Origin of the sequence: Mycobacterium sp. WMMD1722, from assembly GCF_049315205.1 — a bacterium.
In the GTDB taxonomy this organism is placed as follows: domain Bacteria; phylum Actinomycetota; class Actinomycetes; order Mycobacteriales; family Mycobacteriaceae; genus Mycobacterium.
The window spans coordinates 2,410,553-2,428,171 of record NZ_CP186056.1; the positions used below are offsets into that span (position 1 = coordinate 2,410,553).

The window sequence follows — 17,619 nt, forward strand, 5'->3', positions numbered from 1 at the left end:
CGGCCCTTGGGCCGTCGATCTCGGGCGCTGGGACAATGGGGCGATGCCCGAAGGCGACACCGTCTACCGCACCGCCACCGCCCTGCGTGCGGGCCTGCTCGGCAAGACGCTGACCCGCTGCGACGTCCGAGTGCCGCGCTTCGCCGCCGTGGACCTGACCGGTGAGGTCGTCGACGAGGTGCTCACCCGCGGCAAGCACCTGTTCATCCGGGCCGGCGAGGCCAGCATCCACTCCCATCTGAAGATGGACGGCAGCTGGAAGGTGAATCCGCTGTCACGACCCAGTCGCGCGGGCCACCGCATCCGCATCATCCTCGAGGCCGGTACGGGGGCCGACGCGGTGCAAGCCGCCGGGATAGACCTTGGCATCCTGGAGATCCTCGAACGCGCCGCGGACATGGACGCCGTCGCACACCTCGGTCCGGATCTGCTCGGCGAGGACTGGGAACCCCGGATCGCCGCCGCCAATCTGGTGGCCGATCCGGACCGGCCGATCTCCGAGGCGCTGCTGGACCAGCGGATCATGGCCGGCATCGGCAACGTGTACGCCAACGAGCTGTGCTTCGTATTCGGCCACCTTCCCACCGCACCGGTCAGCGCGATCGCCGATCCGCTTCGGGTCGCGCAGCGGGCTCGGGACATGTTGTGGCTGAACCGTTCCCGGTGGAATCGCACCACCACCGGCGATACCCGACCCGGCCGGGACGTCTGGGTGTACGGCCGGGCGGGCAAGCCGTGTCGCCGCTGCGCCACCCCGATCAGGCGTGACGACAGCGGCGACCGGATCAGCTTCTGGTGTCCGAACTGTCAGCGCTGACCGGGCAGCGCGAGCCGCACGATCTTGCGCACCACGGTGGCGAACTGCCTGGGCAGCGGACCCGTGTTGTAGGGCAGACCGTAGCGGCGGCAGATGTCGCGCACCTCGGCCGAGATCTCGGCATGCCGATGAGCGGGGATGTCGGGAAACAGGTGGTGCTCGATCTGGAACGACAGGTTGCCGCTGAGGAGGTGGAAGAGCTTTCCACCGGTGAGATTCGCCGAACCGAGGATCTGGCGGAAATACCACTGCCCCCGGGTCTCGGCCTTGGTCTCCTCGACCGAGAACTCCTGCACATCCTCCGGGAAGTGCCCGCAGAAGATGATCATGTACGACCACACATTGCGCATCAGATTCGCCGTCAGGTTCCCGGCGAACACCCACGGCGCGAACGGACCGGCCAGCAGCGGGAAAGCCACGTAGTCCTTGAGGGTCTGCCGCTTGGTCTTGCGCCAGATTCCTTCCAGGATCTCCCGCTTGTCGGCGATGGTGATCTCCCCGGCGCGGATGCGTTCGGTCTCCAGCTCGTGTAGCGCCACCCCGTACTGGAACAGCACCATCAGCAGGAAGGCGTACACCGGGTTGCCCAGGAAATAGGGCCGCCAGCGCTGGTCTTCGCTCATCCGCAGGATGCCGTAACCGATGTCGCGGTCCATCCCCACGATGTTGGTGTAGGTGTGGTGCATGTAGTTGTGCGAGTGACGCCACTGATCGGCCGGGCAGGCGGTGTCCCACTCGAACTTCTTGGACGACAACGCCGGATCACCCGTCCAGTCGTACTGGCCGTGCATGACGTTGTGGCCGATCTCCATGTTGTCGATGATCTTCGCGAACCCGAGCATGGCGGTGCCGGCGAGCCAGAGCGGCGGGACGATTCCACCGAACAGCAGGGCTCGGCCGCCGACCTCGAGGGCCCGCTGGGCCTTGATGACGTTGCGGATGTAGGTGGTGTCGCGTTCGCCGAGGTCGGCGATCACCCGCTCGCGCAACGCATCCAGTTCGCGACCGAATGCCTCGGTCTGTTCCGGGGTGAGCCGGACGGTGCGGCCGCCGACGGTCTTCTCGAGGGTCCTGCGGGTGGGGTCGGTCAAGGTGCTGGTCATGGGATTCCTCTCTCTATAGGGCGATGTCGACGTCGCCGACGGGAACGGACACGCAGATCTGCACGTCCTCCTCTTCGGCGCTCGACACCGCGCCGGTGATCAGGTTCTTCACCGCGCCGCGGGTCTTACGGCGCGTGCAGCTGTGACAGATGCCCATGCGGCATCCGCTTTCGGGATTCAGGCCCGCCTGCTCCGCCTGTTCGAGCAGCGGGCGTCCGTCGTCGGGGATCTCCACGCCGCTGTCGGCGAAGCTCACCCGGCCACCCGACGCCTCAGCCGGCAGATCGAAGGTGGGCGGCACGAAACTCTCCGCCCGGGCGTCGGGGCGCAGCGCCCGAACGGCGTCCACCAGGTCCGGCGGCCCGCAGACGAACACCGCCAGATCCGGTCGGACCGCGGGCACGGCCGCAGCCAGGTGCGCGGCGTCGAAGCGGCCGCTCAGATCCGTTCCCGCCGTCTCACGGGTGTAGCCGTGCAGCACCCGCACCCCGGACAGACCCGCCAACTCCTGGCGGTAGCAGGCCTCTGCGGCGCTGCGCGCATAGTGCACGAACGCGACCTCGCCGGAATATCCCTCGGCGTGCAGCGTGCGCAGCATCGACAGCACCGGCGTGATGCCGCTGCCGCCGGAGACGAACAGGATCTGGCGGGGCCGCTCGTCGGGCAGGACGAAGTCCCCGCCCACCGAGTCCAGACCCACGACCATGCCGGGCCGGGCGTGCTCGCACAGGTAGGTCGACACCAGGCCGCCTTCATGGCGGCCGATGGTCAGCTCGATGAGCCGGTCTCCCTCGGCATTGGCCGGCGAGTAGCTCCTGGAGCGGCGTCGGCCGTCGATCTCGACCGAGAGGTTGATGTGCTGACCGGCCCGCAGTCCGGTGAACACCCGATTCGGTTTGAGCGTGAGCGTGACGCTGCGCGGGGTGGTCCGGCGCACCGCCGTCACGGTGGCGCGCGCCTCGCCGAGCGTCCAGGTCGGCTCCACGAGCTCGGTGTACCGGTCGACGCCGTGCGGTCCGGTCAACAGGTCCACCAGCGGCGAGCGCAGGACCCGCTCCCGCAGGGACGGGGTACGCATTTGAGTGAACATGTGTATACCGTGCGGGCTGACAGCCGCACCCGTCAAGGGAATCCGAGCAGATTGTGGTAGCTTTCACATCGTGAACAGTCGTACGCCGAGTTCACGTACGGGCAGGTCGGGGCGGTCCCGCTCACGCGACAGTCCGTCGCGTGAGGAGCGCAAGGAGGTCACCCGCCGGGCGATCGTCGCGGCCGCGCTGTCACTGCTGGAGGAACGCAGCTTCGCCGCGCTGAGCCTGCGTGAGGTGACGCGCGAAGCGGGTATCGCCCCGGCGGCCTTCTACCGGCACTTCGAGTCCATGGAAGCCCTCGGGCTGGTCCTGATCGACGAGTCGTTCCGGGCATTGCGCGACCTGCTGCGCAGCGCCCGGGCCGGCAAGCTGGACCCGAGCCGGGTGATCGAGTCGTCGGTCGACATGCTCATCGAGGGCGTCAACCAACGCCGCGAACACTGGCGGTTCATCGGCCGGGAACGCTCCAGCGGGGTGACGGTGCTGCGCTATGCGATCCGCACCGAGATCCGGCTGATCACCTCGGAGCTGGCCATCGACCTCGCCCGCTTCCCCGGGCTGAACACCTGGAGCGGTGAGGATCTCAACATTCTGGCCAGCCTCATCGTCAACGCGATGATCTCGATCGCCGAGGCCGTCGACACCGTGGACATCAACGATGCCGCCGCGCTGGAGGACATCAAGCACACCGCGGTCAAGCAGCTACGCATGATCGTCGTCGGGGTCACCGGCTGGCGCAGTACGCCGTGAAAAACACTGCTAGACGGTGCACTCCGTGCCGGCGGCGTCGCGGGCGATCACACAGCCGGAGGCGTTGCTGAGCTTCCAGGACCCGCCCTGGTCGATCCAGTAGATGTCATGGGTCCGGGTGCCCAGCACCGGGATGCTCACCGCGAGTTGCGCATTCACGCGGTCGCCGTCGAGTACCGGGTTCTGCACCCGCCACGACATCATCGAGCTGTAACGGTCCATGACACCGGCGATGTTGTTCGCGGTGGGCACCGCAGCCAGCCCGCCCTCCAGTTCGGCGGCACGCGTCTGGTCGCTCAGCGAGGTGTCCAGCGCACGCTGCAGCTGTCCGGTCAGCTGATCCGCCGACGGGGCGGGCGGTTGCGCGGCGGCCACCGGAGCGGCGATGAGCAGGGCGGCAGGCACGGCGAGCAGAACGGGGACGGTACGCATGCGCCACACCAGACCACGGCCGTCGACACCGGTCAAGACCTACCTCCACTGGCCTGCGTGCCCGGTTACGGTGTCTGCCATGACGCTCGACCTCACGTTCGCGCGGCCCGACATCGCGCTGATCACACTCAACCGTCCCGACACGCTCAACGCGCTGTCCTACGAATTGGTCGAGGCGCTGCACGCCGCGATCGGCGACATCGCCGCGAACAACGAGTGCCGGGTCGTCGTGATCACCGGCGCGGGCCGTGGCTTCTGCTCGGGCCTGGACCTGAGCGATCCGAATCCGCCGCAAGCCGGGGGTGGCACCGAGTTTCCGCGCTCGGGTATGCGTTGGCAGGAACGGATCGCCGAACTCACTGTGCGCCTGCACCGGTTGCGCCAGCCGGTGATCGCCGCGGTCAACGGCCCGGCCTACGGCGGCGGATTCGCCATCGCCGCGGCGAGCGACATCCGGCTGGCCTCGCCCAGCGCGCGGTTCTGTACCCAGTTCATCAAGCTGGGCATCGGCGGTGCCGACATCGGCGTGAGCTACACGCTGCCCCGGATCATCGGCGCCGGACACGCCTTCGACCTCATCCTGACCGCACGCGCCGTCGACGCCGAGGAGGCACTGCGCCTGGGCCTGGTCTCACGCATCTGCGCGAATGTGGTCGACGACGCGCTCGCCGTCGCCGAAACGCTCTGCGGGTACGGCAAATTCGGTCTCGAGTCGACCAAGCAGGTGCTGTGGGCCAACCTGGAGGCGGGCAGTCTCGAGCAGGCACTGCACCTGGAGAACCGCAGCCAGATTCTGGCGTCGGCAGGTGGCGAGATCCGCGAGGCTACCGAGGCGTTCCGCCGCCGTCCACGATGATCGCCTGACCGGTGAGGTAACTGCCGGCATCGGAGGTCAGCAACAGTGCGGCGCCGACCATTTCGTCCGGCGACGCCAACCGCTTCTGCAGGGTGGCGCCGGCCATCGCGTCGATCGCCTCCGGCGGGTTGTTGCGCATCATGTCGGTGTCGACGGGGCCGGGGGCCAGCGCGTTGACCCGGATGCCGTACGGGGCGTACGCGGCGGCCATCGAGCGGGTGAACGACATCAGCGCGGCCTTGCCCGCTGCGTACATCGAGACCCCCGGAGCGAAATTGAAGGCACCGACCGAGACCGTGTTCAGGACCGCGGCGTGCGCGCTGTCCTTCAGATGGGGCAGAGCGTGCTGCACCAGGAACACCGGCCCGCGCAGATTGACGTCGTAGGACTTCGTCCACGCTTCGGGAGTCATCTCGCCGAGCGGCTGGGTGAGCGCGTTGGCGGCGTTGTTCACCAGCACGTCGATACCGCCGAACTCCTCGACCGTCCGAGCCACCAGCGCGGCGAGCGAGTCGATGTCGCCGAGGTGGGTCGGCACACCGATCGCCGAACCACCCAGTGCGCGAAGATGTTCGGCCGCGCGCTCGCAGGCGTCGGGTTTGCGGCTGGCGACCACGACCCGGGCCCCCGCCAGCACATAGCCCTCGGCGAGCGCCAGTCCGATCCCCCGGGTGCCGCCCGTCACTACGACGGTGCGGCCGGACATGTCGAAGAGCCGGTCGAACGATGCGCGGTCCATCCGGTCAGTGAACCACGTGCGGTGTGCGGTCCTAGATGCAGCCGCTGACGCTGACCCGCCGACCGACGCTGGCGCAGACGTCGACGTTCGGAGCGGGCGGAATGTAGACCGGTGGCGGTGGCGGCGGTGGGGGCGGCGGCGGCGGGGGCGGCGGCACCCCGGGCGGCGGGGGTGGCGGCGGCGCCCCCGGCGGAGGCGGCGGCGGAGGCGGTGGGGGCGGCGGGGGTAGCACGTCGTTGAGATACCCGAGCGGATCCGAGCAGCCGCTGACATCGACGAATCTGCCACCGACCGACGCGCACAGCGAGGCCTGTGCCGTCGGGACCACGACGGGGGTCAGGCCCGCGGCGAATACCAGCGCCACCGCGCCGGCTCCGGAATACGACCACATTCTTCGCACCTGATCATGGTGCGTCATCCGCGCGGCGCACGCGAGGAGTTCGCCGGATTCGAAAGAATGGTCACAACGTGCGCCGGCTGACGAAGCACCGCGGCGCACCGGTCACCGGATCGTCGAATTCGATGCGCTGCGCCAGCAGTTGCAGCGGAGCGCTGAAATCGTCCGGGGCCACCTCGACGACGTCGGGGTAGAGCGGGTCGTTACGCAGCGGCAACCCGATTCGCGCCATGTGCACCCGCAACTGATGGGTGCGTCCGGTGCGCGGCGTCAGCCGGTACACACCCTCGCCGAGGTGCTCCACCAGCGTCTCGGCATTCGGCTCGCCGGCCTCCTCGACGGCCTGTAAGTTGCCGCGGCGCTTGATGATTCGGCTGCGCAGCAGCACGGGAAAGTCGATGTCCGCCGGATGGTCGGACCGTCCCAGATAGGTCTTGCGGACCAATCCGCGGGCGAACAGCGTCTGGTAGCGGCCGCGCAGCCGGCGGTGCGTGGTGAACACCAGCACCCCCGCGGTCAACCGGTCGAGCCGGTGCGCGGGGCTGAGCTCGGGCAGACCGAGCTCTCGGCGCAGCCGCACCAGCGCGGTCTGCGCGACGTGCCGCCCACGCGGCATCGTCGCCAGGAAGTGCGGTTTGTCCACCACCACGAGGTCGTCGTCGTGGTGCAGGACCGGGATCTCGAAGGGCACCTCGACCTCGTCGGGCAGATCGCGGTACAGCCAGACATCCGCGTTGGGCTGCAACACCGTGCCGGCGGTGACGGGGGTGCCGTCGGCGGTGACCACCTCGCCGCGCAACACCTTCTGCGCTGCGCTCTCACCGAACCGGTCAGCCAATTCGACGAGCACCGCCCCACCGCGTAATCGCACGCGCGTCGGGCCTACGCCGTCGCGGTCCGGCAGGGGCGCGGCCGGCGCGCGCCTCACGTCAGGGGAACCGGTTCGAGGATCTCCGCGCGCGCCTCCGGGGCGGCCGCGCGCAGCGCGTCGGCGGATTCGTCGTCGGGCTGCTGCTGACTGCGCACCTCGGCGTCCACCCGGGCGCAATAGGTGTCGACCTCACGGTCGATGTCCTCGGCGCTCCATCCCAGCAGTGGTGCGACGACCTCGGCGACCTCCCGCGCACAGTCGACCCCGCGGTGCGGGTATTCGATCGAGATCCGCATCCGCCGGGACAGGATGTCCTCCAGATGCAGCGCGCCCTCGGCGACCACCGCGTAGGCGGCCTCGACCTTGAGGTAGACCGGCGCCTCGGTGATCGGGGTGAGCAATTCGGGGGAATCCTCGGCCAGGGCCAGCACCTCGCCGATCAGCGAGCCGTAGCGGTCGAGCAGATGCCGCACCCGGTAGGGGTGCAGCCCGTACTGCGTGCCGACCTGCTGAGTCTGGTTGACCAGCGCGAAATAGCCGTCGGCCCCCATCAGCGGCACCTTCTCGGTGATGGACGGCGCCACCCGGGCGGGCACGAACTCGGCCGCCGCGTCGATCGCATCCTCGGCCATCACCCGGTAGGTGGTGTACTTGCCGCCGGCGATGGCGACCAGGCCGGGCGCCGGCACGGCCACGGCGTGTTCGCGGGACAGCTTCGAGGTCTCTTCACTCTCCCCCGCCAACAGCGGACGCAACCCGGCGTAGACGCCGTCGATGTCGTCGTGGGTGAGCGGCGTGGCCAGCACGGAGTTGACGGTGCCGAGGATGTAGTCGATGTCGGCCTTGGTGGCGGCCGGATGGGCGAGGTCCAGATTCCAATCCGTGTCGGTGGTGCCGATGATCCAGTGCGTGCCCCAGGGGATGACGAACAGCACCGACTTCTCGGTCCGCAGGATGATCGCCACCTCGCTGACGATCCGGTCCCGTGGGACGACGACGTGCACCCCTTTGGAGGCCCGCACCCGGAAGCGGCCGCGCTGACGCGACAGGGCCTGGATTTCGTCGGTCCAGACTCCGGTCGCGTTGACCACGACGTGTCCGCGGACCTCGGTGACCGCGCCGTCCTCGCTGTCCCGCACCGCCACACCGATCACCCGGTCACCTTCGCGCAGCAGGTTCACCACCTGCGTCGAGGTGCGCACCACCGCACCGTAGTGCGCGGCGGTGCGGGCCACGGTCATGGTGTGGCGCGCATCGTCGACCACGGTGTCGTAGTAGCGGATGCCGCCGATCAGCGAGCCGCGCTTGAGCCCGGGAGCCAGTCGCAGGGCGCCGGACTTCGTCAGATGTTTCTGCGGCGGAACGCTTTTCGCGCCGCCGAGCTGGTCATAGAGGAAAATGCCGGCCGCGATGTAGGGCCGTTCCCACACCCGGTTGGTGAGCGGGAACAGGAACGGCAGCGGTTTGACCAGATGGGGGGCCAGGGTGGTCAGTGACAGCTCGCGTTCATGCAGCGCCTCACGCACCAGACCGAATTCGAGTTGTTCCAGATACCGCAGACCACCGTGGAACATCTTCGAACTGCGGCTCGAGGTGCCCGATGCGAAGTCGCGGGCCTCGACCAGCGCGACCTTCAGCCCGCGGGTCGCCGCGTCCAGCGCCGCGCCGGCACCCACGACACCGCCGCCGATGACGACGACGTCGAACTGTTCGCTGCCCAGCCGGCGCCAGGCCTCGGCACGCTGGTCGGGTCCGAGCAGGGTCTGCCCCTCGAGGTTGAGGGCGCCGGGGTCGCGCACGACTGACTCCTGTTACTGGTCGGTACGGTTCCACCCCAGGCTACGTCGGATCAATCCAGATCGTCGTGCGCCATCAACCGGCGCGCGGCCTCCACGATCGAACCCGACAGCGACGGATACACCGAGAGCGTCTGCGCCAGGTCGGTCACCGAGATGCGGTTCTGCACCGCCAGGGCGATCGGCAGGATCAGTTCCGAGGCGATCGGCGCGACCACCACGCCGCCGATCACCACGCCGGTCGCCGGACGGCAGAAGATCTTGACGAAGCCGTGCCGCAACAGCGACATTTTCGCTCGGGCATTGGTGTTCAGCGGCAACATCAGGGTTCGGGCCGGGACGCTGCCGTCGTCGATCGCTTTCTGCGGGATGCCGACCGCGGCGATCTCGGGACGGGTGAACGTCGCCGAGGCGACGGTGCGCAGCCGGATCGGCGCGACACCCTCGCCGAGGGCGTGGTACATCGCGATGCGGCCCTGCATGGCGGCCACCGAGGCCAGCGGCAACAACCCGGTGCAGTCGCCGGCGGCGTAGATGCCCGGCGCCGGGGTGCGCGAGACCCGGTCGACCGGGATGTAGCCGCCGCGACCGAGTTCGATGCCCACCCGGTCCAGGCCGAGGTTCTCGGTGTTGGGCACCGAGCCGACGGTCATCAGTGCGTGACTGCCCTCCACGTACCGGCCGTCGGCCATCTGCACCTTGACCCCGGTCTCGGTGCGGGTGACCGATTGTGCGCGGGCGTTCTTGACCAGCGTGACCCCGCGTTCGGCGAAGACCTCCTCCAGCGCCGCGGCGGCATCGCTGTCCTCGTGCGGCAGGATCTGATCGCGGCTGGCGACGACGGTGACCGTCACGCCGAGCTCGGTGTAGGCGTTGCAGAATTCGGCGCCGGTGACCCCGGAGCCCACGATCACCAGATGCTCGGGCAGTTCGGTCAGGTCGTAGAGCTGTCGCCAGGTCAGGATGCGTTCGCCGTCGGGTTCGGCGCCGGACAGCACACGTGGGCTGGCGCCGGTGGCGATGAGCACGACGTCGGCCTTGAGGACCCCGGTCTTGCCGTCGTTGGTGGTCACCTTGACGCGGTGATGCGCCATCCCGGGTACGTCGTCGACCAGCTCGCCGCGCCCGCCGATCACCGTCACCCCCTCGCGCAGCAATTGGCTGCCGATGTCGGCGGACTGTGAGCGGGCCAGCGTCTTGACCCGGTTGTGGATCTGCGGCAGCGAGATCTTGGCGTCCTCGATGCTGATGTCGAAGCCCAGGCCCGAGGCCCGACGCAGTTCGGTGCGCACACCGGTCGAGGCGATGAATGTCTTGGAGGGCACGCAGTCGTAGAGGACACAGGCCCCGCCGACCCCGTCGGAGTCGATCACGGTGACGTGAGTGTTGGAGCCGTCGGTGCCTCTACCCGCAGCCACCAGGGCCGCCTCGTAGCCGGCGGGTCCGCCGCCGATGATGACGATCCGGGTTGTCACGGTCCTCAATCTAGTCGGCTGCGGTCCGATCATGATGTCCGGCGGTGCTGCGGCGGGGCGGTCGCCGGTTAAGCTCTCCTACCGTGCCGCTCTACGCCGCGTACGGGTCCAACATGCATCCCGAGCAGATGATGGAGCGCGCACCGCATTCGCCGATGGCCGGAACCGGCTGGCTGCACGGCTGGCGACTGACCTTCGGCGGTGAGGACATCGGCTGGGAGGGTGCGCTCGCCACGGTCGTCGAGGATCCGCTGAGCAAGGTCTTCGTCGTGCTCTACGACGTGACCAAGGAGGACGAGGAGACCCTCGACCGCTGGGAGGGTTCAGAGCTCGGGATCCACAAGAAGATCCGCTGCCGGGTCCATCCGCTGACCACCGACACCGACACCGAACCCGTGCTGGCCTGGCTCTACGTGGTCGACGCCTGGGAGGGCGGCCTGCCGTCGGCGCGGTATCTCGGGGTGATGGCCGATGCGGCCGAGATCGCCGGCGCACCCGCCGAATACGTGCACGATCTGCGAATCCGCCCGGCCCGCAACATCGGTCCGGGCACCCCGGGCTGATCCCGCGAGCGTGCGTGTCTGCACCCGACACGCCGCACTCCGGTGACATTGCGCGCACGCTCACCCGCCGACGAGCGCGCGCATCGCGCTAGTCCTCGAGGTCGATCACGGGCATCGGCTGGGTGGGGAACTCGGCGACCGCCATCTTCGCCACCGAGTCCGTGGGGATGACGTCGCGCGCCAATGCCAGCAGTGCCCGTTCGGTGCCGATGTCGCCGCCCGCGCGTTCGGAGAGCAGCCATCGGATCTCGAGGAGGTCGCAGAACGCCTGGATGGCAGTGCCGGTACCGCCGATCGCCTCGTGGGCGCGGTGCATCGTCGGCGTCGCGACCTCCATCACCCACAGCTGGGCGGCCGTCGCGTCGTCGACGTCCTGACCGGATTCCTGACTCAGCCGGGCCTGGAAGGTGCGCAGATCGCCGAGCAGGATGCGGGCCTGGCCCTCGCCGACGTCGAGTCCGGTCAGCTCGCGCAGCCGCTCGGCGTGGTAGCGGCGGTCGCCGACGGCGACGTTGAGGCGCAGCCGGTCGGGAGTCGCGTCGCCGACGGGCTGCAACGTCACCTCCTCGACCGCGAAGCCGAGGTCGTTGAGCCGGCGGATCGTGCCCTCGACCCGGTAACGGTCGGTGAAGTCGAAGACCGGCTCGGCATGCAGGATGTCCCACAATCGCTGATAGCGGTTCGGGATGTCCTGCGCCTCGGCGATCAGCGTGTCCTCCAGCTCCTCGGACGCGCCGAGCCACGCCGCGAGGTCCATCAGATCGGCGGCCACGTTCTCCACCAGGATGTCGAGGTCGTGGCCGCGCTGACCGTCGGACAGCCGCGGGTGCACCTCGCTGGTCTCGGCATCGACCAGCCAGGCCTGCAGGACTTGACCGTCGCGGGAGAACAGTGTGTTGGCCAGCGAGCAGTCGCCCCAGAAGACGCCGTGGCGGTGCAGTTCGACCAGCAGTGACGCCATCGCGTCGAACAGCCGGGCCCGATGTTTGGGCTCGTCGGGCGGCAGCCGGCGGAACAGCCGACGGTATTGCCAGGAGCCGTCGAGGAAGCGGGTGAGCAGCAGCGAGGTCTCGAAATCGGGCTGATACACCAGGCCGGCGCGGCGCACCGACGGCAACCCGAGCTCTTCGAGGGCGCCGAGCACGCCGTACTCCTTGTTCGCGATGCGCGGCGGCAATTCCTTGACCGCCCACAACGCGCCGTCGCAGAACACGAACCGAACCAGATGACGGCTGGGCCCGACCGCGACATCGCGCAGCGGCACCTCCGGCGCCGTCCACTGGGCGAGGGGACGGTCCCACGGCAGCGCCAGCAGATCGGCCGTCGGCGTGCGCAGACGGAGTTCCGGCACAGCCATCGGTCCAGCCTGTCACCTCCCCGCCCTTCTCCGCGAGCGCGCGTGTCTGCCCGGCGACACGCCGGCAGCGGTGGGCAGTATGCGCACGCTCGTGGCCGAGTTATCCACAGGCGCGGATGAGTCTCTTCCGTACGCCCCGGCGGCGTGGCCACGATCTCGGCCATGGAAGCAGAACTGCACATGCTGTTCGACGCACAGGACGGGGTGGCGGCCAGCGGCCAGATCCTGCAGCGGGTGCGCCGCCGCCGATTCGAGGCCCTGCTCGCCGCCGGTGAGCTCGAGCGTGTCTGGCAGGGCATCTACTGTCGCGGCCCTGCCACCGATCACCTGCGACTGCGGGGACTGGACCTGTCCTGCGGTCGCACCGTTGCCGTCTGCCTCGGCACCGCGGCCGCCCTGTACGGCTTCGACACCGAGACCCCCGCCGATCTGCACGTGCTCAACCCGCCCGGCGGGCAACTCCGTTCGGCGGACGGCCTGGTGGTGCACCGTCGCGACGGTGCGCCGCTGGTCACGGTCGGCGGGCGACTCGCGACGGCCGGTCCCTGGACCGCCGTCGAGGTCGCGCGTGGTCTGCGGCGGCCCCGCGCGCTCGCGACACTGGACGCGGCCCTGCGCAGCGGCTGCTGTCGACGACCCGACCTGTGGCGGGCGGCGACCGAACAGGCCGGCCGGCGCGGCATCGTCGCCGTCCGCAACCTCATCAACGTCGCCGACAGACGCGCCGAATCACCGATGGAGAGCGAAGCACGGCTGGTGATGCTCGACGGTGGCCTGCCGCTGCCCGAGTTGCAGTATGAGTTGATCGACGGGAATCGCGAGCGACGGCGCCTCGACTTCGCCTGGCCCGCATACCGGCTCGCGGCCGAGTACGACGGCGTGGATTGGCATGACAGCACCGAGGCCATGCGGCGCGACCGGCGGCGGACGGCGGCGTTGATGGACGTCGGCTGGACCGTCGTTCCGATCGTGTTCGACGACGTCCGTCACCGCCCCTGGGAACTCGTGGCCCGCATCGACAAGCAGCTTCGTCGCACTCGCGCAGCGTGAGCGCGACGGAAATGCCGCCATTGCACGGCGTGTCGTGTGCAGACCCGCACGCTCGCGGATCAGGCCAACAGCGCCGACTGCTCGACGAGATTGACCAGCACCCGTACCCCCACATCGAGGGCCTGCTCGTCGAGGTCGAAGTTCGGCTGGTGCAGGTCCAGCTGCGGGCCCCGACCGCTCCACACCCCCAGCCGCGCCATCGCACCCGGCACCTCCTCGAGATACCAGGAGAAGTCCTCACCGCCGCCGGACTGTCGGGTGTCGGCAAGCGCCTCGGGTGCGATGGCCTCGATCGCGTGGGTCATGATGCGCGTCGAGAGCTCCTCGTTGACCACCGGCGGCACCCCCTGGCGGTACTGCACGCTGTACTCGATGCCCAGGGGTGCCAGCAGCGACGAAACCGTCTCGCGCACCAGCGATTCGAGGGTCAGCCAGGTCTCGCGCGACGCGGTGCGGATGGTGCCCGCGAGCGTGCCGGACTGCGGGATCGCATTGGCGGCCACGCCCGCGTTGACCGCACCCCACACCATCACGGTGCTGTTGCGCGGATCGATGCGCCGCGAGAGCACCCCGGGCACGCCGGTGATCAGCGTGCCCAGTCCGTAGACCAGGTCGCTGGTCAGGTGCGGACGCGACGTGTGCCCGCCGGGCGACTGCAGCGTGACCTCGACCTGGTCGGCAGCCGAGGTGATCGGCCCGGCCCGCACCGCCACCTTGCCGACCGGCAGACGAGGATCGCAGTGCAGCGCGAAGATCCGCGACACCCCCGACAGGGCGCCCGCCGCGATCGCGTCGATGGCACCGCCGGGCATCAGCTCCTCGGCGGCCTGGAACACCAGCCGCACCCCGACCGGCAGCGACGGAGCCGACGCCAACGCCAGCCCGGCGCCCAGCAGCACCGAGGTGTGGGCGTCGTGACCGCACGCGTGCGCGACGTTGGGCACCACCGAGGTGAACGGCAGCCCGGTCCGCTCGGCCATCGGCAGTGCGTCCATATCGGCGCGCAGCGCGATCCGGGGGCCGTGGTCGGGCCCGAAGTCACAGGTCAGACCCGTGCCGCCGGGCAGCACCTTGGGGTTGAGCCCGGCGTCGGCGAGGCGGGCCGCGACGAACTGCGTGGTCGCGAACTCCTGACGCCCCAACTCCGGGTGGGCGTGGATGTGACGCCGCCACGAGACGAGCTCGCTGTAGTGGGCGGCCAGCCAGGTATCGGCCGCTGCGGACAGGCTCACGACGCCCGCCTTTCCTGCCGTTCGAGTACCCGGTCGCGCTCGCCGGGCGTCTCGGCCAGCCGCACGACCGTGCGCGCCAGCATGGTCGCGCCCTCGACGACCGCGTCGTCGGCGCTCGGACCCGCTGCCGCCGCGGCGAACTCGGGCTGGTGGATCGACGCACCACCGGCATCGATACCGACCACCGGGTGGATACCGGGCAGCGCGTGGGTCACGTTGCCCATGTCGGTGCTGCCCAACGGCAGCGCCGCTTCCAGATCCGCAGGCAGCGGCGCACGGCCGACCCGCCGCATCTCGTCCCGGAACACCGACGCCAGCCACTGGTCGGGGCGCAGTTCGGCGTACGGCGGCGCCGTCTCGGTCACCTCGTGTCGGCAACCGCTGGCGACCGCACCTGCGGTGAAGCACCCTGCCATGCGTGCCTCGAGTTCGCGCAGCGATGCGGAGTCGCCGGCGCGCATCGTGTACCGCAGCGTGGCGCGGCCCGGGATGACGTTGGTGGCCTGACCGCCTTCGGTGACGATGCCGTGCACCATCTGCCCCGGGGCGAGCTGCTGGCGTAGCAGCCCGATCGCGACCTGGGTGACGGTGACCGCGTCGGCGGCGTTGAGCCCCAGGTGGGGCGCGACCGCCGCGTGAGACTCCCGTCCGGTGTAGACGACATCGACCTCCGAGAGAGCCAGCGAACGCGCTGCGGCGATGTCCACCGGACCGGGATGCAGCATCACCGCGACGGCGATGTCGTCGAAGACGCCCGCGTCGAGCAGCAGCGCCTTGCCCCCGCCGGTCTCCTCGGCGGGGGTGCCGATCAACACGACGGTCAGCCCGAGCTCATCGGCCACCCCGGCCAGCGCCAGTGCGGTGCCCACCGCGGATGCGGCGATGATGTTGTGCCCGCAGGCGTGGCCGATGCCGGGCAGCGCGTCGTATTCCGCGCACATACCGACCACCAGCGGACCGCTGCCGTATGACGCGCGGAACGCGGTGTCGAGGCCGCCGGCAGCACGGGTCATCTCGAAGCCGTACTCCGCGACCAGCGCCTGGGTCTTCGCGCTGCTGCGGTGTTCGGCGAATGCGAGTTCCGGCTCGGCGTGGATGTCGTGGGACAGCTCGACCAGGTCGCCACGGCGTCGGTCGACGGCGTCCTGGACGCTTGTCGACGCGGTGGCGGAAGGCATTGACGCAGTATCTCACCACAGCCGGAGCCGCTTTGCGACAGCTAAGCTCGCCTACCGTGATCAGCCCGGAAGCCAGCCCGGAAGAGAAGGCGCGAGATGCCGCCGCCGCGATCGGCGAGCGCACCGGCGTCGATACCCACGACGTCGCCGTGGTGCTCGGGTCCGGGTGGGCACCGGCCGCCGACGCATTGGGCATCCCGTCCGCCGAGATTCCGATGGGTGAGCTGCCCGGATTCACCCCGCCCACGGCCGAGGGGCACGGCGGGCGGCTGCGTTCGGTCGTGGTCGGCGGACATCGGGTTCTGGTGCTGATCGGGCGCATCCATGCCTACGAAGGCCATGACCTGCGCCACGTCGTCCACCCGATCCGGGCCGCCTGCGCGGCCGGCGCCGTCACCGTGGTGCTGACCAATGCCGCCGGCGGTCTGCGGACGGACTTCACCGTCGGTCAGCCGGTACTGATCAGCGATCATCTGAACCTGACCGCACGGTCACCGCTGGTCGGCGCACAGTTCGTCGATCTGGTCGACGCCTACTCCCCCCGGCTGCGGGAGCTGGCGCGCGCCGTCGACCCCGATCTGGCCGACGGCGTGTATGCCGGGCTGCCGGGTCCGCACTACGAGACACCGGCCGAGATCCGCATGCTGCGCACGCTGGGAGCAGACCTGGTAGGGATGTCGACCGTGCACGAGACGATCGCCGCCAGGGCCGCCGGCGCGGAGGTCCTCGCCCTGTCGCTGGTCACCAACCTCGCGGCCGGAATGACGGGTCAGCCGCTGTCGCACGAGGAAGTGCTGGAGGCCGGTCGCCGGTCCGCCGCGCGGATGGGCTCCCTGCTGGCGTCGGTCATCTCGACACTCTGAGGGCGCAACCGGCGGCTCGCCCACACCACCGCGCGGGCAATGAACGGTGAGGCGAACAGCATCAGCAGAATCCGGACCACTTGCGCCGCGACGACGAAGGTGACGTTGGACCCGGTTTCGACCGCGGTCGCCAACACGGCGTAGACGCCGCCGGGGCTGGTCGCCAGATAGCCCTCCAGCGGTGTCAGCCCCGTGTAGTGCGCGAGGACGACCCCCAACCCCGCGGTCGCCACCCCCAGCAGGACGATCAGCGTCAGCGCCGCGGGCAGCACGCGGGCGATGGCGCGCAGAGACGCCGTGGTGAACGCCAGCCCGGCCTGCCAGCCGATCAGCAGATACGCGAGCTGCACCAGCACGACGGGAACCGTCAAACCGGTTGAGACTCCGGTGAGTTCGAGACCGACGGTCAGCGCCATGGGCCCCAGCAGCGCGGCGCCGGGCAACCGCAACAGCCGCCCCGCGACCGTGCCGGACACCGCGAGGACCACCAGGAGCCCGACGCCGGCATACCAGGGCAGCGCCGCGTCGGGAACCAGATCTTGCGACGGATGTCCGCGATCGGGGTGGTAGAACAGCGCCACCACCACCGGCATGGAGGCCGTCACCAGGGCCACCCTCAGGTATTGCACCACCGAGACGACGCGGTCATCCCCGCCCAGCTCACGAGCGATGGCGACCAGCCCGGAGGCCCCGCCCGCGGTCAGCGCGAGCGAACCCGTCAGCGGCGTGATCTCGCGGTGCATACCCAGAAGTGCGCCAGCGACCACGCTGAGGACCAGGGTCGCGGCGGCGACGCCCAGGACGATCGGCCAGTCCCCACCGAGCGCGGCCACGGCGTCCTGCTGGACCATCGTGCCGATGTAGACCCCGAGCACGCCCTGGGCGGCCAGGCCCAGCGGCCGCGGCAGACCACCCGGGGCCAGCGAGGTCAGCGCGAACACGATGCCCACGCTCAGCGCAGCGAACAGTGCGGCCGAGGGGACGCCCGACAGCGTCAGCGCAACGCTGAGTCCGACGGACGCCGCCGCCAGCAGCCCCCACCTCAGCAT

At 69.8% G+C, this 17,619-nt stretch carries 18 protein-coding genes; 6 read left to right on the forward strand and 12 right to left on the reverse strand.

All coding sequences use genetic code 11. From position 1 onward, the window contains the following. The first annotated feature begins 43 nt into the window (after positions 1-43). Entirely contained in the window at positions 44-817 is a 774-nt protein-coding gene (gene nei2, locus ACN27E_RS11435; RefSeq protein ID WP_422749141.1) for an endonuclease VIII Nei2, read from the forward strand. On the opposite strand, the gene ACN27E_RS11440 is transcribed toward nei2, so the two are convergent. Next, positions 808-1,920 carry a fatty acid desaturase family protein gene (locus ACN27E_RS11440; RefSeq protein ID WP_422749143.1) on the reverse strand — a complete coding sequence of 371 codons (1,113 nt, stop codon included), beginning with the start codon at positions 1,918-1,920 and terminating at the stop codon, positions 808-810. The genes nei2 and ACN27E_RS11440 overlap by 10 nt on opposite strands. 13 nt (positions 1,921-1,933) lie before the next feature. Beyond that, positions 1,934-3,010, reverse strand: coding sequence for a ferredoxin reductase (locus ACN27E_RS11445; protein ID WP_422749144.1), 1,077 nt, complete (start codon positions 3,008-3,010; stop codon positions 1,934-1,936). Between the two features lie 70 nt (positions 3,011-3,080). On the opposite strand from ACN27E_RS11445, the gene ACN27E_RS11450 reads away from it, so the two are divergent. Further along, the gene (locus tag ACN27E_RS11450; RefSeq protein ID WP_422749146.1) at positions 3,081-3,761 is read left to right on the forward strand and encodes a TetR family transcriptional regulator; all 681 of its coding nucleotides are present in this window, start codon (positions 3,081-3,083) and stop codon (positions 3,759-3,761) included. 9 nt (positions 3,762-3,770) lie between these two features. Here the strand turns inward: ACN27E_RS11450 and ACN27E_RS11455 are convergent, their stop codons facing one another. Then, a complete protein-coding gene (locus tag ACN27E_RS11455) occupies positions 3,771-4,229 on the reverse strand; it encodes a hypothetical protein (RefSeq protein ID WP_422749148.1) in 459 nt (152 codons plus the stop codon). Positions 4,230-4,272: 43 nt separating this feature from the next. Here ACN27E_RS11455 and ACN27E_RS11460 point away from each other — a divergent pair, with 43 nt between their 5' ends. Beyond that, the gene (locus ACN27E_RS11460; protein ID WP_422749150.1) at positions 4,273-5,049 is read left to right on the forward strand and encodes an enoyl-CoA hydratase/isomerase family protein; all 777 of its coding nucleotides are present in this window, start codon (positions 4,273-4,275) and stop codon (positions 5,047-5,049) included. Here ACN27E_RS11460 and ACN27E_RS11465 read toward each other — a convergent pair. The 5 genes from ACN27E_RS11465 to ACN27E_RS11485 form a co-directional block, all read right to left on the reverse strand. Next, positions 5,018-5,788, reverse strand: coding sequence for an SDR family NAD(P)-dependent oxidoreductase (locus ACN27E_RS11465; RefSeq protein WP_422749152.1), 771 nt, complete (start codon positions 5,786-5,788; stop codon positions 5,018-5,020). The two genes, ACN27E_RS11460 and ACN27E_RS11465, sit on opposite strands and share 32 nt — an antisense overlap. Positions 5,789-5,819: 31 nt before the next feature. After that, positions 5,820-6,179, reverse strand: a complete 360-nt coding sequence (locus ACN27E_RS11470) for an RNA-binding protein (RefSeq protein WP_422749815.1) — start codon at positions 6,177-6,179, stop codon at positions 5,820-5,822. Between the two features lie 70 nt (positions 6,180-6,249). Further along, a complete protein-coding gene (locus tag ACN27E_RS11475) occupies positions 6,250-7,056 on the reverse strand; it encodes a pseudouridine synthase (protein WP_422749154.1) in 807 nt (268 codons plus the stop codon). 53 nt (positions 7,057-7,109) lie between these two features. Continuing rightward, entirely contained in the window at positions 7,110-8,855 is a 1,746-nt protein-coding gene (locus ACN27E_RS11480; protein ID WP_422749156.1) for a glycerol-3-phosphate dehydrogenase/oxidase, read from the reverse strand. Between the two features lie 50 nt (positions 8,856-8,905). Continuing rightward, positions 8,906-10,327, reverse strand: coding sequence for an NAD(P)H-quinone dehydrogenase (locus tag ACN27E_RS11485; RefSeq protein ID WP_422749158.1), 1,422 nt, complete (start codon positions 10,325-10,327; stop codon positions 8,906-8,908). Positions 10,328-10,410: 83 nt separating this feature from the next. Here ACN27E_RS11485 and ACN27E_RS11490 point away from each other — a divergent pair, with 83 nt between their 5' ends. Then, positions 10,411-10,890 carry a gamma-glutamylcyclotransferase gene (locus ACN27E_RS11490; protein WP_422749160.1) on the forward strand — a complete coding sequence of 160 codons (480 nt, stop codon included), beginning with the start codon at positions 10,411-10,413 and terminating at the stop codon, positions 10,888-10,890. A gap of 88 nt (positions 10,891-10,978) precedes the next feature. Here the strand turns inward: ACN27E_RS11490 and ACN27E_RS11495 are convergent, their stop codons facing one another. Next, positions 10,979-12,247 carry a DUF4032 domain-containing protein gene (locus ACN27E_RS11495; RefSeq protein WP_422749162.1) on the reverse strand — a complete coding sequence of 423 codons (1,269 nt, stop codon included), beginning with the start codon at positions 12,245-12,247 and terminating at the stop codon, positions 10,979-10,981. Between the two features lie 162 nt (positions 12,248-12,409). Between ACN27E_RS11495 and ACN27E_RS11500 the strand changes: the two genes are divergently transcribed. Beyond that, positions 12,410-13,297 carry a hypothetical protein gene (locus tag ACN27E_RS11500; protein ID WP_422749164.1) on the forward strand — a complete coding sequence of 296 codons (888 nt, stop codon included), beginning with the start codon at positions 12,410-12,412 and terminating at the stop codon, positions 13,295-13,297. A 59-nt stretch (positions 13,298-13,356) separates the two neighbouring features. On the opposite strand, the gene ACN27E_RS11505 is transcribed toward ACN27E_RS11500, so the two are convergent. Together ACN27E_RS11505 and ACN27E_RS11510 are read right to left on the reverse strand one after the other, a co-directional pair. Further along, a complete protein-coding gene (locus ACN27E_RS11505; protein WP_422749166.1) occupies positions 13,357-14,529 on the reverse strand; it encodes an amidohydrolase in 1,173 nt (390 codons plus the stop codon). After that, a complete protein-coding gene (locus ACN27E_RS11510) occupies positions 14,526-15,707 on the reverse strand; it encodes a M20 family metallopeptidase (RefSeq protein ID WP_422749167.1) in 1,182 nt (393 codons plus the stop codon). The genes ACN27E_RS11505 and ACN27E_RS11510 overlap by 4 nt, the downstream gene beginning before the upstream one ends. 56 nt (positions 15,708-15,763) lie before the next feature. Between ACN27E_RS11510 and ACN27E_RS11515 the strand changes: the two genes are divergently transcribed. Further along, complete coding sequence (locus tag ACN27E_RS11515; protein WP_422749169.1) at positions 15,764-16,570, forward strand: purine-nucleoside phosphorylase; 807 nt, start codon at positions 15,764-15,766, stop codon at positions 16,568-16,570. Here ACN27E_RS11515 and ACN27E_RS11520 read toward each other — a convergent pair. After that, positions 16,477-17,619: an AbrB family transcriptional regulator gene (locus ACN27E_RS11520; RefSeq protein ID WP_422749171.1), complete on the reverse strand. Its 1,143-nt coding sequence runs from the start codon at positions 17,617-17,619 to the stop codon at positions 16,477-16,479. The genes ACN27E_RS11515 and ACN27E_RS11520 overlap by 94 nt on opposite strands.

Bases quoted from the DNA above. Each gene is read 5' to 3' on its own strand.
- ACN27E_RS11510 (WP_422749167.1), bottom strand. From the start codon at position 15,707: ATGCCTTCCGCCACCGCGTCGACAAGCGTCCAGGACGCCGTCGACCGA.
- ACN27E_RS11495 (WP_422749162.1), bottom strand. From the start codon at position 12,247: ATGGCTGTGCCGGAACTCCGTCTGCGCACGCCGACGGCCGATCTGCTG.
- ACN27E_RS11465 (WP_422749152.1), bottom strand. From the start codon at position 5,788: ATGGACCGCGCATCGTTCGACCGGCTCTTCGACATGTCCGGCCGCACC.
- ACN27E_RS11500 (WP_422749164.1), top strand. From the start codon at position 12,410: ATGGAAGCAGAACTGCACATGCTGTTCGACGCACAGGACGGGGTGGCG.
- ACN27E_RS11445 (WP_422749144.1), bottom strand. From the start codon at position 3,010: ATGTTCACTCAAATGCGTACCCCGTCCCTGCGGGAGCGGGTCCTGCGC.
- ACN27E_RS11440 (WP_422749143.1), bottom strand. From the start codon at position 1,920: ATGACCAGCACCTTGACCGACCCCACCCGCAGGACCCTCGAGAAGACC.
- ACN27E_RS11470 (WP_422749815.1), bottom strand. From the start codon at position 6,179: ATGTGGTCGTATTCCGGAGCCGGCGCGGTGGCGCTGGTATTCGCCGCG.
- ACN27E_RS11460 (WP_422749150.1), top strand. From the start codon at position 4,273: ATGACGCTCGACCTCACGTTCGCGCGGCCCGACATCGCGCTGATCACA.
- nei2 (WP_422749141.1), top strand. From the start codon at position 44: ATGCCCGAAGGCGACACCGTCTACCGCACCGCCACCGCCCTGCGTGCG.
- ACN27E_RS11520 (WP_422749171.1), bottom strand. From the start codon at position 17,619: ATGCTGAGGTGGGGGCTGCTGGCGGCGGCGTCCGTCGGACTCAGCGTT.